Genomic DNA, 15061 nt, shown 5'->3' on the forward strand with positions numbered 1-15061 from the left:
TGATGTACAGGGTTTAAAGGTATGGCCTTTTTTGATCAGGATTTAACGGTTTCCAGCTCGGCAGAAAATGGCGAGCTGAGTTTTCCTTCAGCAGATCGCTGGTGTTGGGCAGGGGTGCCTAATGGTGGTTTTTTACTGTCTATGGCGGCCAAGGCTATGGCAAATCAATTGCCCCATAAGGATCCGGTCTCTGTATCGGCGACCTTCGTCAGCCGTACCGAATTAGCACCGGTACAAGCTAACGTTGAGCTGCTGGGGCAAAGTAAAAACCTTAGCCAGGCTAGTGTGCAACTTGTGCAAGAAGGACAAGTCCGGGTTCAGGCAATGGGCGTATTTGCTGATTTGGCTAGCCGTAAAGGCGTGGATTTTTGTGATGTGGCGATGCCGAATATTCCCTCCCCTGAAGGCTGTAATCGGGTGACCTACCCACAGAGCACCTTCCCGGATAACGTTGATATTTTGCTAACCCCGGCGTCTGAGCGGGCAGGTGATAATGCCGATGGCAAAGAGGCCGTTGTCGAAGGCTGGATAAAGTTCAGTGATGATCGCGATCCTGATTTGCTGGCGTTACTGACCTTTGCCGACAGTTTTCCGCGGGCAATGGAAATGGTGGTGGGTACTCAGGGTTGGATTCCTACCTTGGACTACCAGGTACAGTGCTTTGCCAAACCGGCCCCAGGTTATATTGCCTGTCGATTTACCACCAAACGCATGAGTCTGGGGCTATTGGAGGAAACCGGTGAGCTGTGGGATAGCGAGGGAACCCTGGTCGCGGTATGTCGCCAATCGGCTTCAGTACGCTTTAACGAGCAGGAAGAAGCCCGCGTTTGCGCCCTGATGGGGTAGTCGCCATCTGCCACAGGGCCTATGCCAATCTTTATATTTCTTTACGCCATAGGTAATGGAAAAAGCCGGCCATCAGTGATGTTATTTCCTCTAGGCTTTCTAATGCTCGCTATAAATATTAAAAGGCGGTGACCGGTCGGTCATACGCAGTGAAGCAAATAATAAAGAAAGCCATCGCGAGAGTTACAGAGAACCACAACCCTAAGTGACTTGTAACAACCAATTAGAGAGAGATCGATGGAATACACACTGCCGCTGGCTCAAATGCAGCGTAATGTCGCCCTGCACCCCAATAAAGTCTGGTTGCACCAACCAGTTAATGGAAACTGGCAAACCTATACCTGGGCGGAGGCGGATAATCATGCCCGCCGCATAGCCCAGGGATTACTGTCCAATGGCTTGGTAGCTGGCGATAAGGTCGCCATTATTGCCAAGAATTCGGCCGAATGGTTTATTGCCGACCTTGCCATCATGATGACCGGCATGATCAGCGTACCCATCTATTCAACCGCAGGTGAAGAAACCATTCGCCATGTCTTAAGCCACAGTGAAGCCAAGGCCATTTTTGTTGGCAAACTGGACAGTACTGATGCTATTCAAAAGGCGATGCCCGATGACCTTCTCAGTATTGGTTTTCCCTATCCAACGCTGCCTTGTAAGGTTCGCTGGCAGGATTGGTTAAATGACTACTCGCCGGTAGATTCAGTGCATGAATTCTCTGGTGAGGATATTTTCTCGCTGGTATATACCTCGGGTAGTACCGGTTTGCCGAAGGGGGTTGTATTAACCCAAAACAATGTGGCGGCCTCTGCGAAGGCGGCAGCCGATTTACCGGGCGCTGCGGAAAATGAGCGCGTTATGTCCTACCTGCCACTGGCCCATATCACTGAGCGTTGCTGTGTAGAATTACCGTCCTTGTACCGCGCCGGTGATGTGTATTTTGTCGATTCACTGGATACCTTCATTGACGATGTGCGTTATGCACGCCCCACCAACTTTATTTCTGTGCCGCGTTTATGGACCAAGTTTCAATCACAAATCCTGGCACAAATTCCCAACAAAAAATTACAGCTGCTGCTTAAAATTCCTTTTGTGGGCAAGGCCGTTGCGAAAAAAATTCGTACCGGTTTGGGGTTGGATCAAGCACTGCGTTTTGGTTCCGGCAGTGCGCCCATCTCGCCAGATGTTCTGCGTTGGTTCCACGGTATCGGTGTGAAAATCGGTGAGGGCTGGGGGATGACCGAAACTTCCGGTTTATCCTGTGGTAACACGCCATTTAATTTTGATCACCTTGGAACTATTGGTACGCCACAGGCATGTGTTGAAATGACCTTGTCTGATGAGGGCGAAGTATTGATTCGTGGTGATGCTGTATTCAAGGAATACTACAAAAACCCTGAAGCCACCGCCGAAGCCTTTGTCGATGGCTGGTTTAGAACCGGTGATCGTGCCGAACACCGCGCCGATGGCTCCTGGAAAATTATTGGCCGCGTAAAAGAGCAATTTAAAACCGGTAAAGGTAAATATGTTGCGCCCGTGCCAATCGAAAGTAGCCTGGGCCGCAATGCCGACATCGAGCAGGTATGTGTGATGGGCATTGGTCGCAAGCAGCCTATTGCTCTGGTGGTGTTGGGTGAAAGTGCCAAGGGTGACCGCGACAAATTAAGCCAGGAGTTGGAAGCAACTATGGCGGAAGTAAATCGCGATCTGGAATCCCATCAGGTACTCGACCATATAATCGTTACTGAAGAGCCGTGGAGTATCGAGAATGGTCTGCTGACGCCAACGCTAAAGCTGAAGCGCGATCAGTTGGAAGAGCGTTATGGTCACTTCCTGACAGCACCTTTGCAAGGCAAGGTTGTTTGGGAGTAAGAAGGTAAAACCTATTCCTGACAAAGAATAAAAGCCTTACCTTCACGGGTAAGGCTTTTTTCGTTTGGTTCTACACTCGCAGGGTGAAAAGCTGCGCGATAATTTTACCCGCCAGGGTAAAAATTCACCCGGATTATAATTTCTTTCACCTGAAATAACGTTTATTTGTCATGTGGTTAATCTTATTGGCTATGGCGTAGTGCTTGCTTAATACGCACTGATACTATGGCAAATAGGAGGGCCTAATAATGCCTTACACACCAGAACAAGTTTACAAACCCGAGAACCTGAAATTTGCAACTGCTGGCGGTAAATTTCATAAAGGCCCGCGAAAGGGGGAGGTGAGAGCACCGACCCTGTACTTTCGCACTAACCACGGTTCAGGGCGTTTAAGACAGGAGCATGATAAGGGCCCTAAAGTGCAGGAGATTCGCAAGCATACCTCCCACGCATTTTTCAAAACCAAGCAAGGCGCCATAGATTTTCATGAAGAGCTGAAAACAACCCCAAACCTGACCCGTGATTTATTCAGGGAAATTCGTACCAGGCACGGCGCAACGAACAGGCCTTTCCAGGATGCCTTTCATCAGGAGAGTACCTTTACTGGTCACGGAGGTGATAGTCCTATTGCTAAGCGTGGCCTGCACCGAAGTGGTGGTCAGGTAGTTGTTGGCGATAAGCTTGAAGCGTTGCGGGGGCAAACCACAGCGATTGCAAACCGTATGGGGATTGGTTAACAATAGATAAAACAAAAAAGCCCAACTCGCAAAAGTTGGGCTTTTTGATTTGGTGGAGCCGGGGGGATTTGAACCCCCGTCCGCAAGCACTCCGCCTAAGGCTCTACATGCTTAGATCCGCCTATTGGTTTAGCGCATTACAGCCCAGCGGGCAGGACGTAAATTGCGATTCCGGTAAAAAGTTTAGTCGCGCCACCCCGAACATGTTTTGCGACGATCCTGTTCTATATGACAGTCAGTAGCGCGGTACAGGCACCTTGCTAAGGACCGCTAGGGGCGAACCCCTAGGAGGTGTGCAAAAAGCTACTTACGCAGCTAGAGCAGCACCGTAGTTGTCATCATTGGCAACTAATAAAATGCAGCTTTGGATTTACGTGATTCGCTACCCTCACGACATGCACCATAGGTTTTGTCACCGACGTCGAATCCTAATCGGCCCCATAAACCCCTTCCTCCGAGCAGAAGGAAGCAGGCCTCTATTGTAACCCAGTCTTCATCCGGGTGAAATGGGCGTTGGGGTGGGAGTGGCTAATGCCTTGAGAATTAAACGCTCTTTTGGAACAGACGCTGCTTCTGGCGGCTCCAGTCGCGATCTTTCTCTGCTTCGCGCTTGTCGTGCATCTTCTTACCTTTGGCCAGGCAGATTTCACACTTCACCAAATGCTGTTTCCAGTAAAGGGCTGTGCACACGGCAGTGTAGTCTTTTTGATCAACGGCCTGTTGTAGCTTGGCGATTTCCTTGCGGTGCAGTAGCAGCTTGCGCGGGCGGTTGGGTTCGGTGACAAAGTGGGTCGAGGCACAGGGTAAAGGCTGAATCTGTGCGTTCAGTAACCAGGCTTCACCATTTTTGAAGAACACATAGGTGTCGACTATCTGCACTTTACCTTCGCGCAAGCTTTTTACTTCCCAGCCTTTCAGGGACAGGCCCGCCTCGTACTTATCCGTTAAGTGATAGTCAAAGCGTGCTTTTTTGTTCTGGGCGATGGTATTGCTACCGGTTTTTTTCTTTTGCTTCTTGGCCATGGCGCGGATTATAGCGGTATCTCAATAGAAAGCCTAAATGAATTATCCCATTAGGCTTTGAACAAATGTCGCCAGGATAAGCACTGGGCACACAAAGCGGACATAAAATGGCCAAATTTTCCAAAACAGGGTGGATTCAACATTGGGGTCCCCCTTTTTAATTTCTTCCAGCAGGTTATCTCTGTGCCATATCCAGCCAACAAATATACACAGCAGGGCGCCAAGCAAAGGTTGACTATAAACCGTAGTCAGTGTGACAACGGCATCAAATAACTGGTCAAAGTTCAGCAGGATCAGTGTACTGATGGCAGCGATCACAATACCAATCAGTATGGTGGCTTTTGGTCGTGAAATGCCATATTTCTCGGTAGTTAGGGCTACGGGTACCTCCAGCATTGAAATTGAAGAGGTAACAGAGGCGATGCTCATCAGCAGGAAGAAGGCCAGGGCGACCAAGAGGCCAATTACCCCTTCCATGGAATGGAAGAGTGTGGGCAGTACCTGGAAGATCAGTTGCGGGCCTGCAACCAAGCTACCGTCTTCATTAAAGATTACGGCACCGTAGGCTTGAGCTACATACATGGCTGGAACGATCAAAAGCCCTGCGATAAAGGCGATTCCAGAATCAACAACCGTCACCATAACGCCTAAGCGAGGCAGGTTGGACTCTCGGCTCAGGTAGGAGCCATAAATCAGCATGGTGCCTACCCCGAGTGAGAGGGAAAAGAAGGCTTGGCCAAGGGCATTTAATATCAGGCTGGGGTCTATTCGGTCAAAGTCTGGTAGCAGGTATACCTTCAAGCCCTCTTGGGCTTCCGGCTGGCGCAGCACATAGATGATAAGCAGTACCAGCAAGGCCAATAAGACAGGCATTAATCGGGTAGACCACTTCTCAATGCCGTTGGTAATACCCTGGCTAATAATCCATACCGTCAGCGCCATAAAGGCAATCATGGCTGTCAAATTCCGTGACAGGCTGGAGTCGGTCAGCCATTGGCTGATCTCTGCTTGGCCCAACAGCTTGGCAATGGGGTCGAGAAAGAAGGCCAACATCCAGCCTGCAACAATGGCATAGAAACTCAGGATAAGGCTGGCAACCACTACGCCATAAAGGCCTACGCCGGTGCCCAATGCGCGGGTTCTGGGGCCGTTTGAGATGAGCTGCAGTGCGGTAACAGCATTGGCACAAGCGTGTCGGCCAATGATGAGTTCAGCCATAAGCGCGGGATAGGCCAAGCAGAACGCCATCACAAAATAAACCAGCACAAAGGCTGCGCCACCATTACTGGCTGTTTGGGTGGGGAACCCCCAGATATTACCAAGGCCGATGGCAGAGCCTGCTGCCGCCATAATAAATCCGGTTTTGGAGGAAAACTGTTCTCTGGAGGCCATTAATTAAATGCTCTTGTTATGTTGTGGTGCCATGACCAGAAGGTTCTGGGCTTAAAGCGGGTTATTGTGCGTGCAGCGCAGGCGCTGGTGCAAGCATCTGTTACCTGCATTTGCCATATATTGTGGCTGTACAAAAAATGAGCAGAAACGCTCGGGATGGTCTATATAGATTATTTCAGCCGAACACTTTCGGCGCATCCTCATAACCAGCGCCAATATATTAAATGTGTATTGGTGGCAGACAATCCAATAGGAGGCACTATGCCAAGTCTGCAAGTATGCAACAAGACTCCATCCTTTCCCCTGGCTTTTCTCCCGGTATGTATCAGCGCACTGACGGCTAGTGAGTTGATGGCTCAAAACGCTTCCGAAGGTCGCGAGTTCGAGATTGAAGAAATTATTGTTACCGCGACCAAGCGAGAGTCGACCATCCAGGATTTACCCTTTTCCATCAACGCCCAGACACAGGATGATATACAGCGTACAGGTGCGAGTAATCTGGAAGATTTATCGCGCAATGTCGCTGGTCTGGCCATTCAGAATTTAGGGCCTGGCCAGAGCCAAGTCGCTATTCGCGGGGTTTCTGCAGGCCAAATTGTGCGCGATCAGCCGGGTGTAAAAGAGCAGGTGGGCATTTATCTGGATGAAAGCGTAATTTCCCTGTCGCTGTTTACTCCGGACCTGGATTTATTTGACTTAAATCGGGTAGAGACGCTTCGCGGCCCTCAAGGGACCCTGTTCGGTTCTGGTTCTATGGGCGGGACCATTCGTTACATAACCAATCAACCCAAGCTGGATGAGCAGGAGGCAACCGTTGAGGCGAATCTGCACACGGTAACGGATGGCAAAGAGGGTGGGCACCTTAAAGGTATGGCCAACATTCCGCTGGCAGACGGCAAGGCGGCGCTACGAGTTGTGGCTTACACCACGGAATATGCTGGCTTTATTGATGCCTTGGGGGAAGGTGGCGCTAAAGATGATGATGTCAATGACGGTAATCGTACAGGTGGGCGTGTGACCTTGACCTGGGAACCAACCGATAACCTGACAATAACACCGCGGATTGTGTTTCAGGAAATCGACATGGAGGGTTTTAACCGCGAAGAGATATTTAACATTTATGCTAATCCTTACACCACGACCCGCCCGGCAATCGATTTGGATGAGCGTGAGCAATACCTCTTAGTGGATGAAAGTTTTGAGGATGAGACGCTTATTGCTGACATAGTGGTGAGCTGGGGGCTAGAGCCTTTTGATGTTACGTTTGTGGGTAGCTATACCGATCGTGAAATTGAAGTCGGCCGAGATGCCAGCGCTTTAACGGGCAGTATTTCCTTCGATGAAGGCTATCCTGATGCCGGTATTTTATTACCGTCCAACTTGGTTGATACGACAGATCTGGAACAATATACCGCCGAGCTTCGCTTGAGTTCCAACGATACTGGAGACCTGCAATGGTTAGCCGGTGTGTTTTGGGCCGACACCGAGCGTGAATACAGTCAGCGTTTGCCCACACCCGGTTATGATGCCGTTACCGATGCGACGTTGGGGGCTGGAACCTCTGCTGGTGCGGCAAATGGTTTTGGTTCCGACTCGCCCTACAATGCCGATATTCCCTACGACCTTGAACAATTCGCAGTCTTTGGTGAGGTGACTTACGATCTAACAGAGCGCCTGCATCTCACGCTGGGAGCAAGGTGGTACGACTATGAAGAGGAGCGGAGTTTTACCAGTGGCGGTATCTTTTCCAATGGCGACAATCAAACGGATAAAACTGACTCCGATGGCGTAACACCTCGAGTGATGGCCAGTTATGATCTGAATGAAGAGGTTGTTATCAATGCTCAGGCCTCTAAAGGGTTTCGCTTGGGGGGCGTGAATGATCCGCTCAATGCTGGATTATGTGATCCTGCGGATTTATCCACGTTTGGTGGTTTCCAGGCTTACGATGACGAAACCATGTGGAACTACGAGCTGGGGTTTAAGGCAAATTGGAGTCGGGTAACTTTAAACGCTGCGGTATTTTACTCCGATATTGAAGATCTTCAGGTAACGCTTGATGCCGGTTCCTGCTCCTCTCGAATTTCTTTTAATGTTCCAGACTCGCACACGGCAGGTATTGAATTTGAACTGGGTGGTTACCTGTTTGATGGTATGTATGTCTCGTTTGCAGGCAGCATTCTCGAGGCAGAGTTTGATTCAACTGTGAGAGATTCAAGTGGCAACGTTGTTGGTGGTGTTGAGGACGGTAACCGATTGGCGTCTGTGCCCGATGAGCAGTTTGCCCTGGCTGCGACTTACACGTTTGCGCAGCCGCTGTTGGGTTCTTCAGAAACCTATCTATCCGGTTCGCTGCAATATGTGGGTGATCGCATCACCCAGCCGGGAGACCAGGTATCTGGGGCAGGTAATTTTACCTCTGGCATTACCTTTGGTGGTGCTGCTGGAACTGAAGTCACCAGTGTGGATTTGGAGTTGGATTCATATGAGACGCTCAATATAAGCGGTGGCCTGGTTTATGATGAGTGGGAGGCCATGGTGTATATCAACAATGTCACTGACGAAAATGTTGAGTTGTCTTTCGATCGTGAGCGAGGAGGTCGGGCGCGATTGGCCTATCGCACCAACCAGCCTCGAACCATTGGGGTTACCTTTAGAAAGAGCTTCTAATCTTTCCACCAAAATGCCCGTATCTCTGATGCGGGCATTTTCCTTTTGGGGGCTAACAGATACCGATCTTGGGATAAAAACTACCGGCAGTGCTACCGGCTATAGAAATCACGCCCTTATCATCGATACAATGCTTTTATTAGAACAATAACCTATTACAAACAGAACCTTGGGATTGGGGAACTATGGCAAGTCAACGCAAACTGCATGGCACTTGGGCCAGCCGCTGGACCTTTATTTTGGCGGCGACTGGGTCTGCTGTGGGATTGGGGAATATCTGGAAGTTTCCCTATATCACAGGCGAAAACGGTGGCGGCGCCTTTGTGTTGGTCTATTTACTCTGTATTGCCCTGGTGGGCATTCCTATCATGATCGCTGAGGTTTTAATTGGGCGCCGTGGACGCCAAAGCCCAATTAACTCCATGCGCGATCTAGCCCTTGAAGCCGGCTTACCCAAATTCTGGGGTGGTATCGGCTGGATGGGGGTGGTCGCAGGCTTCCTGATTCTTTCGTTTTACAGTGTTATCGCCGGCTGGGCGCTGCACTATGTGTTTGCCATGGCCGATGGCAGCTTTCAGAACATTACCGGCGCCAGTTCCGGCGCGCGCTTTGAAACCCTGTTAAGCAATAAAAATGAGCTCATCATGTGGCACAGCCTGTTTATTATTATGACCATCGGGGTGGTGATCGGCGGTGTAACCAAAGGCTTGGGTAATGCAGTTCGGGTGTTGATGCCTTTACTGTTTGTATTGTTGATCGTGTTATTGATCTACGCCGTCAAGCAAGGCGACTTTATGGCCGGGTTTAACTTCCTGTTCAGTTTTAATGCGGACAAGCTGACGTGGAATGGGGTTTTGATTGCCTTGGGGCATGCCTTCTTTACCTTGAGCTTGGGGATGGGTGCGATTATGGCTTACGGGGCTTATATGCCTTCAGAAGCTTCGCTGTCCAAAACCGTTATTACGGTAGGTATTCTGGATACCTTGATTGCGCTGGTTGCTGGACTGGCCATTTTCCCTGTTGTATTTGCAACGCAGGGCATTGAACCTAGTGCTGGGCCAGGTCTGTTGTTTGTAAGTTTGCCGGTAGCGTTTGGTAACATGCCAGGGGGCCTGATTTTTGGTGTTGTTTTCTTTGTGCTGATTGCGATCGCAGCCTGGAGCTCTGCCATTTCCCTGATTGAGCCTGGAGTTGCCTACCTGGTGGAGTCCAAACGCTTTAGTCGTTTGTCAGCCAATATTTTGCTCGGCTTTCTTGCCTGGCTGCTGGGCCTGGGCACTGTGTTGTCATTTAATGATTGGGCCGAATTCAAACCTTTCTTCGGCATGACCATGTTCGACTTTTTGGACTACCTCACGGCCAATATCATGCTGCCCCTGTGTGGTCTGCTGATTGCGATCTTTGTGGGTTGGTTTATGAGGCGTGAGCATGTGCGCAAGGAGTTACATGTGGAAAGCCAGGCATTCTTTGATCGCTGGTTCTGGGTGGTACGCTATGTCTCCCCAGTCCTGGTGGGTTTTGTGTTTATCATGCTGCTGTTTGGTGATCAGATTAAAGCTCTGCTGCAGGGCTTGTTTGGTTAACAGCGAGCTTGTTAGAAGAGTGTTTGGTTAATTTGGACGAGAGATTTAAAAGGCTGTCTTGAGGTAAGTTATGGCGCATATTGAACGCAGTGCTTTGGTGGCCTTTTCGGCGGAAAAGATGTTTGCGCTGGTCAATGATATTGCGGCCTACCCGCAATATATGGAAGGTTGTAAAGGCGCTGAAATACTGGAGAAAAGCGAGCACGAAGTGGTGGCTCGCCTGGACTTAAGCAAGGCGGGTATTAGCCACAGCTTTGTGACTCGCAATAAGCTAACGCCACCTGAGTCTATGACCATGGCGTTGGAAGAGGGGCCTTTTAGCCGTTTGCAGGGCGAGTGGCGCTTTCAGGTGTTGGCGGAAGATGCCTGTAAGGTGTCTTTACAGTTGGATTTTGAATTTAGCAGCAAACTGATAGGTATGGCTGCCGGGAAGTGGTTTGAATCAGTGGCCAATCAACTGGTGGATGGTTTGGTGCAGCGGGCACAGGTTGTTTACGGTTAATTATTTGTGCCCTGCAAATGAAGTGAGAGAAGTATGTCTGATATAGAAATGATCACAGTCGAAGTGGCCTATGCGCTGCCTGACAAACAAAAAATTATTGAGCTACTGGTCAAGCCTGGTACCACGGCCTTGCAGGCGGTTAAGCAGTCGGGGATTGATAAGGAGTTCCCGGAAATCGATGTGGAAAATGCCAAGATGGGTATCTTTGGTCAGGCGCTGGGTACCAAAGGTTTGAAAAAAGCCCATGAGCACGAGCTGCAATCTGGTGATAGGGTCGAAATCTATCGCCCACTGATTTCTGATCCGAAAGAGGTCCGACGCAAGCGTGCCGAAAAGGCAAAGGCCAAGAAAGACTGATGTGTGAGTGTGCCACCCAGGAGTGGGTGGCATCAGGAAGGATTATTCCGCTGCAGAGCCCAGCGCACTGGAAGGGACAAAGTCGCCACTGAAGTGAGACAGCTTGTCTTCCTTAAAGTAGATGGATACACGCTCTTTGGTGACATCGCCGTTGGGGGCGATCATGCTGTAGAAGTAATCCCAGCGATCAGGGCTAAAGGTATCTTCGATCAGAGGATTGCCCATAACATAGCGTACCTGGCGGCGAGTCATGCCGGGTTTCAGCTGGTCAATCATGTCCTGGGTGACGATATTACCCTGCTGGATGGCGATTTTATGAACACCGGGAAACTGGAAGTATTGGCATCCGGCGAGAAGACCTAGTAATAGTGTGGCCATTAGCAGGCGACAGGCTTTTTGCATAGCAGGGGTTCCACAACGTAAAGTGAACGGGGATAATACCCGAACTTCAATCCAACTGAGAAGACTCTGAGGCGAAAATGGCCGTTGAAAATCAGGAACTGCGCAAGGCTGGCTTAAAGGTAACCCTGCCGCGGGTAAAAATCCTCCAAATCTTGGAAAGCAATGAGCAGCATCATCTAAGTGCAGAAGATGTCTACAAACTGCTGATGGAGGCCGGTGAGGACGTCGGTTTAGCGACGGTTTACCGCGTATTGACGCAATTTGAAGCTGCAGGCTTGGTGGTGCGCCACAACTTCGATGGTGGTCACTCGGTATTTGAGCTGGATCGTGGCGAACATCACGACCATATGGTGTGTGTGGAAACCGGTCAGGTAATGGAATTCCACAACGATGAGATCGAAGCGCTGCAAGAGAAGATTGCCGCAGACAACGGTTACGAGCTAACCGGTCACAGCCTGGTTCTGTACGTTAAGCCCAAAGCTTAAGCCAAGCTTGTAACCTGTCTTGCTGGGTGTCGGCGTCCGTCGACACCTGCTATTATCCCCGTCGAGAGAAATCCTAAAACAATAATAAGCAGTATGTAAGGTGGTTAGAGATGAGCGACGAAAAGCCCGCAGCTAAACCCAAGCAGCAAATAGACCTTAACCTTGTTCAGGTTCTGGATTTGGGCTGTGGCATTATGCATCAGGCCTTTATTAAGCAGCCTGCCGATAAGGCAAAAGCGCTGTTAAAAGATCTCAAGAATGGCAAGGCGGTCAAGCTGGGTGCTATTACCCTGACGCCTAAAAATGTCGATGGCCAACCGATTGAAGGTCAGGGCCATGAGCTGCCTTTGAAGTTGGCGCTGGATTACAGTGAATTTGTCGGCCCCTTTGGTTTCCCCGTGTTTCTCGATGCGTTAAAAGCGATGTTGGCCCGTATTGGCCAGACGCTACGTGAGAAGAAGGATCTGAATTTACTGACCAATAACGAGCAAGGTTCTGTCTTGGTTCATCAGCCAGGCGTGATTCAAGTGAATGGCCAATACAATGTGATGGTTGTTGCTATTGAGCCAGGTAAAAACAAAGAGATTACCCTGCGTTTGATGTTTGTTGATCCCGAGCAGTACGAGCAGTTAAAACAGTCTGACGACGCTTAATAGCAGGCTGAAAATACGAAGGGGTCTGACCCTGCGGGTCAGACCCCATTTTATTTAGACCCCTTTTCTTTATACTGCTTCGGCCATTTCACGAGCATGCGCTAAAGACTGTTCAGTAATCTTGGCCCCGCCCATCATCCGCGCAATCTCTTCAATACGACTATCGCCAACCAGTGGCACCAGGGTCGACTGGGTCGATTTTTTATCGCTTTCTTTACTGACCTGTAAATGCTGATGGGCCTTGCTGGCCACCTGCGCCAAGTGCGTCACGCAGATCACCTGACCCTGATCACCCAGCTGGCGCAACAGCTGGCCCACCACATCGCCGGTGGCACCGCCAATACCCACATCCACCTCATCAAATACCAGTGTCGGAATAGTGGAGCTGCGTGCGGTGATCACCTGAATCGCCAGGCTTACCCGTGACAGCTCTCCGCCCGAGGCGACCTTGGCCAATGGGCGTGGTGGTTGGCCGGGGTTGGTGCTGATCAAGAATTCAATATCGTCCAGGCCGTGGCTGCTGGTGCGTTCAGTGTCGGTATTACAGGCGACTTCGAGCAGGGCGTTTTTCATGGCCAGGGCTTGCAGTTGTTCGTTGATCTCCTGGCTGAGCTGTTTGGCCGCTTTACCGCGTTTTTTCGACAGTTTGGTGGCCAGTTGATGGTAGTTGGCGAGGGCGTCGTTGACCTGCTGCTCCAGTTCTTCCAGTTTGGCGTCGCCACCACTGAGTTGCTGCAATTCTTCACTGAGGTTCTGGTGTAGCTCTATCAGCTCTTCCGGTTGTACCCGGTGTTTACGGGCAATCTCGTAACAGCTCGACAGGCGTTCTTCGACAGTCTGCAGGCGCTCGGGGTCCAGCTCAAAGCCATCAATATGGGTATCCAGTTCACGTTGGGCTTCCTGGGCCTGAATCTGGGCACTAATCAATAGTTGCTCGGTTTCCAGCAGGTGGCCGGTTTTCTCGGGCATTTCGCTGAGTAGGTGTAATGCCTTGTTAAAGGCTTCCAATAAGCCGTATTGCTCGTCAGTGCACAGCTCGGAGAGCTGCTGACTATTACGTAAAATGGTGTCGGCATTGGCCAGGCGTTTTTGCTCGCTTTCCAGCTCGGCAATTTCACCTTCGTTGAGGTCTAGCAGGTCGAGCTCTTCTACTTGATAGCTCAGCAGCTGGAAGCGGGCGCTCATCTCTTCGGAGTTATCCCGCAGCAGGGTGAACTGCTGTTGTAACTGTTGCCATTGGTTGTGGGCCTGGCTGACCTGTGTGGCCAGTTCCTGCAGTTGGCCAAACTCATCCAGCAGGCGCCGATGGTTATCTTTCTTGAGTAGGGATTGGTGGGCGTGCTGGCTGTGAATATCCAACAGGCGTTCACCCAGGCCTTTCAGTTGCTGCAGGGTGGCGGGGTGGCCGTTGATATAGGCCCGCGAGCGGCCTTCGGTGGTCACCGTGCGGCGCAACAGGCACTCATCATCAATCTTCAGGTCGTGTTCTACCAGCCACTCGTGAGCGGCGGGAATGGTGCTGATATCAAAGCTGGCGTGAATATCTGCACGCTCGGCGCCGGTGCGTACACGATCTGGGTCGGCTCTATCACCCAGGGCCAGGCCTAGGGCATCGAGCAAAATGGATTTACCGGCACCGGTTTCACCGGTAATCGCTGTCATGCCCGGGGCGATTTCCAGCTCCAGGGATTCCACCAGGGTGAAGTTACTAACACTGAGATGAGTAAGCATGGGCCCGCCATCCATTGAAAGTTATATTTATGTGGTTATTTATACAGTAGTCTGTCTGGATGTCCAGTATTTTTACGATATGGATGCTTTTTCCACAACTTTTACGGGGTTTGACCTCTTGAATGCCCGCCGACTGGCCCCATATACCCCTTCAAGTAAATTAAAGATCCTGGCCGTTGACCGGCCAATTGAAGCAAATAGCGGAGAAACACGTGTCCAACGAAGAGCAGACCACCCCTGAAGTTGAAGAGAATCTGGAAACCTCTACTGAAGCTGAAGCGCCAGAAGCTGAGGCGACCAATGCCCCTGAGGGCGGTGATCTGCAGGCGCAGGTTGAATCCCTGACCGAAGAGCTGGCGACAGCCAAAGATCAGGCTGTTCGTGCCCAGGCTGAGGTGCAGAATGTACGTCGTCGTGCCGAGCAGGATGTTGAGAAGGCTCACAAGTTCGGTCAGGAAAAACTGGTCAATGACCTGTTGCCGATTATCGATAACCTGGAGCGCGCGCTGGAAAACATCAATGCCGATGACGAGGCGGTAAAAGCGGTTATCGAAGGTGTTGAACTGACCTTGAAGTCCTTCCAGGACACTCTGGCCCGCCACAACGTTGAAGCCATTAACCCGGTAGGCGAGCCGTTTGACCCGCAGCTGCATCAGGCGATGTCCATGGTGGAAAGCCCGGATGCCGAGCCTAACACGGTGCTGAATGTGTTCCAGAAGGGCTACAGCTTGCACGGTCGTCTGGTGCGCCCGGCGATGGTTGTAGTTGCGAAAGCGCCAGCGTAAGGCAAACGCTTAAAAAATCAGGC

The 15061-nt window shown here is 50.7% G+C and carries 14 protein-coding genes and 1 other RNA gene; 10 read left to right on the forward strand and 5 right to left on the reverse strand.

Features of this window, described 5'->3' with window-relative positions; translation table 11 throughout:
* Positions 1–21 precede the first annotated feature (21 nt).
* The 3 genes from ACGHZ6_RS01985 to ACGHZ6_RS01995 all read left to right on the forward strand — a co-directional run bounded on the left by ACGHZ6_RS01985 (position 22) and on the right by ACGHZ6_RS01995 (position 3455).
* The gene (locus tag ACGHZ6_RS01985; RefSeq protein ID WP_390617106.1) at positions 22–846 is read left to right on the forward strand and encodes a thioesterase family protein; all 825 of its coding nucleotides are present in this window, start codon (positions 22–24) and stop codon (positions 844–846) included.
* A gap of 237 nt (positions 847–1083) precedes the next feature.
* A complete protein-coding gene (locus ACGHZ6_RS01990; RefSeq protein ID WP_390617108.1) occupies positions 1084–2718 on the forward strand; it encodes an AMP-binding protein in 1635 nt (544 codons plus the stop codon).
* Between the two features lie 248 nt (positions 2719–2966).
* On the forward strand, positions 2967–3455 hold the full coding sequence (locus ACGHZ6_RS01995) for a hypothetical protein (protein ID WP_390617110.1): 489 nt from the start codon (positions 2967–2969) through the stop codon (positions 3453–3455).
* Positions 3456–3505: 50 nt separating this feature from the next.
* Here the strand turns inward: ACGHZ6_RS01995 and ssrA are convergent.
* From ssrA to ACGHZ6_RS02010, 3 genes are all read right to left on the reverse strand, one after another.
* Positions 3506–3895: a transfer-messenger RNA gene (ssrA, locus tag ACGHZ6_RS02000) on the reverse strand.
* Positions 3896–3998: 103 nt separating this feature from the next.
* The gene (gene smpB, locus ACGHZ6_RS02005) at positions 3999–4478 is read right to left on the reverse strand and encodes an SsrA-binding protein SmpB (protein WP_390617111.1); all 480 of its coding nucleotides are present in this window, start codon (positions 4476–4478) and stop codon (positions 3999–4001) included.
* A 42-nt stretch (positions 4479–4520) separates the two neighbouring features.
* Positions 4521–5870, reverse strand: coding sequence for a sodium-dependent transporter (locus ACGHZ6_RS02010; RefSeq protein WP_390617112.1), 1350 nt, complete (start codon positions 5868–5870; stop codon positions 4521–4523).
* 261 nt (positions 5871–6131) lie between these two features.
* Between ACGHZ6_RS02010 and ACGHZ6_RS02015 the strand changes: the two genes are divergently transcribed.
* From ACGHZ6_RS02015 to ACGHZ6_RS02030, 4 genes are all read left to right on the forward strand, one after another.
* Positions 6132–8540, forward strand: coding sequence for a TonB-dependent receptor (locus tag ACGHZ6_RS02015; protein WP_390617113.1), 2409 nt, complete (start codon positions 6132–6134; stop codon positions 8538–8540).
* Positions 8541–8725: 185 nt separating this feature from the next.
* Positions 8726–10123 (forward strand): sodium-dependent transporter, encoded by a 1398-nt coding sequence (locus tag ACGHZ6_RS02020; protein ID WP_390617114.1) that lies wholly within the window; start codon positions 8726–8728, stop codon positions 10121–10123.
* A gap of 70 nt (positions 10124–10193) precedes the next feature.
* Positions 10194–10625, forward strand: coding sequence for a type II toxin-antitoxin system RatA family toxin (locus ACGHZ6_RS02025; RefSeq protein WP_390617115.1), 432 nt, complete (start codon positions 10194–10196; stop codon positions 10623–10625).
* A 33-nt stretch (positions 10626–10658) separates the two neighbouring features.
* Entirely contained in the window at positions 10659–10982 is a 324-nt protein-coding gene (locus ACGHZ6_RS02030) for an RnfH family protein (protein ID WP_390617116.1), read from the forward strand.
* Between the two features lie 42 nt (positions 10983–11024).
* Here the strand turns inward: ACGHZ6_RS02030 and ACGHZ6_RS02035 are convergent, their stop codons facing one another.
* On the reverse strand, positions 11025–11384 hold the full coding sequence (locus tag ACGHZ6_RS02035) for an outer membrane protein assembly factor BamE (RefSeq protein WP_390617118.1): 360 nt from the start codon (positions 11382–11384) through the stop codon (positions 11025–11027).
* A gap of 77 nt (positions 11385–11461) precedes the next feature.
* On the opposite strand from ACGHZ6_RS02035, the gene fur reads away from it, so the two are divergent.
* Together fur and ACGHZ6_RS02045 are read left to right on the forward strand one after the other, a co-directional pair.
* Positions 11462–11869 (forward strand): ferric iron uptake transcriptional regulator, encoded by a 408-nt coding sequence (gene fur / locus ACGHZ6_RS02040; RefSeq protein ID WP_390617119.1) that lies wholly within the window; start codon positions 11462–11464, stop codon positions 11867–11869.
* 110 nt (positions 11870–11979) lie between these two features.
* Positions 11980–12522, forward strand: coding sequence for a hypothetical protein (locus ACGHZ6_RS02045; protein ID WP_390617120.1), 543 nt, complete (start codon positions 11980–11982; stop codon positions 12520–12522).
* A 69-nt stretch (positions 12523–12591) separates the two neighbouring features.
* Here the strand turns inward: ACGHZ6_RS02045 and recN are convergent, their stop codons facing one another.
* The gene (recN, locus tag ACGHZ6_RS02050) at positions 12592–14253 is read right to left on the reverse strand and encodes a DNA repair protein RecN (protein ID WP_390617121.1); all 1662 of its coding nucleotides are present in this window, start codon (positions 14251–14253) and stop codon (positions 12592–12594) included.
* A gap of 212 nt (positions 14254–14465) precedes the next feature.
* On the opposite strand from recN, the gene grpE reads away from it, so the two are divergent.
* Positions 14466–15038, forward strand: a complete 573-nt coding sequence (gene grpE, locus ACGHZ6_RS02055) for a nucleotide exchange factor GrpE (protein ID WP_390617122.1) — start codon at positions 14466–14468, stop codon at positions 15036–15038.
* Positions 15039–15061 lie beyond the last annotated feature (23 nt).

Source organism: Maricurvus nonylphenolicus (assembly GCF_042854845.1).
Lineage (GTDB): Bacteria > Pseudomonadota > Gammaproteobacteria > Pseudomonadales > Cellvibrionaceae > Maricurvus > Maricurvus nonylphenolicus.

What these genes read in the sequence shown, in the direction of transcription:
- ACGHZ6_RS01985 (WP_390617106.1), top strand. Translation starts at nt 22, where the DNA reads ATGGCCTTTTTTGATCAGGATTTAACGGTTTCCAGCTCGGCAGAAAAT.
- ACGHZ6_RS01990 (WP_390617108.1), top strand. Translation starts at nt 1,084, where the DNA reads ATGGAATACACACTGCCGCTGGCTCAAATGCAGCGTAATGTCGCCCTG.
- ACGHZ6_RS01995 (WP_390617110.1), top strand. Translation starts at nt 2,967, where the DNA reads ATGCCTTACACACCAGAACAAGTTTACAAACCCGAGAACCTGAAATTT.
- smpB (WP_390617111.1), bottom strand. Translation starts at nt 4,478, where the DNA reads ATGGCCAAGAAGCAAAAGAAAAAAACCGGTAGCAATACCATCGCCCAG.
- ACGHZ6_RS02010 (WP_390617112.1), bottom strand. Translation starts at nt 5,870, where the DNA reads ATGGCCTCCAGAGAACAGTTTTCCTCCAAAACCGGATTTATTATGGCG.
- ACGHZ6_RS02015 (WP_390617113.1), top strand. Translation starts at nt 6,132, where the DNA reads ATGCCAAGTCTGCAAGTATGCAACAAGACTCCATCCTTTCCCCTGGCT.
- ACGHZ6_RS02020 (WP_390617114.1), top strand. Translation starts at nt 8,726, where the DNA reads ATGGCAAGTCAACGCAAACTGCATGGCACTTGGGCCAGCCGCTGGACC.
- ACGHZ6_RS02025 (WP_390617115.1), top strand. Translation starts at nt 10,194, where the DNA reads ATGGCGCATATTGAACGCAGTGCTTTGGTGGCCTTTTCGGCGGAAAAG.
- ACGHZ6_RS02030 (WP_390617116.1), top strand. Translation starts at nt 10,659, where the DNA reads ATGTCTGATATAGAAATGATCACAGTCGAAGTGGCCTATGCGCTGCCT.
- ACGHZ6_RS02035 (WP_390617118.1), bottom strand. Translation starts at nt 11,384, where the DNA reads ATGCAAAAAGCCTGTCGCCTGCTAATGGCCACACTATTACTAGGTCTT.
- fur (WP_390617119.1), top strand. Translation starts at nt 11,462, where the DNA reads ATGGCCGTTGAAAATCAGGAACTGCGCAAGGCTGGCTTAAAGGTAACC.
- ACGHZ6_RS02045 (WP_390617120.1), top strand. Translation starts at nt 11,980, where the DNA reads ATGAGCGACGAAAAGCCCGCAGCTAAACCCAAGCAGCAAATAGACCTT.
- recN (WP_390617121.1), bottom strand. Translation starts at nt 14,253, where the DNA reads ATGCTTACTCATCTCAGTGTTAGTAACTTCACCCTGGTGGAATCCCTG.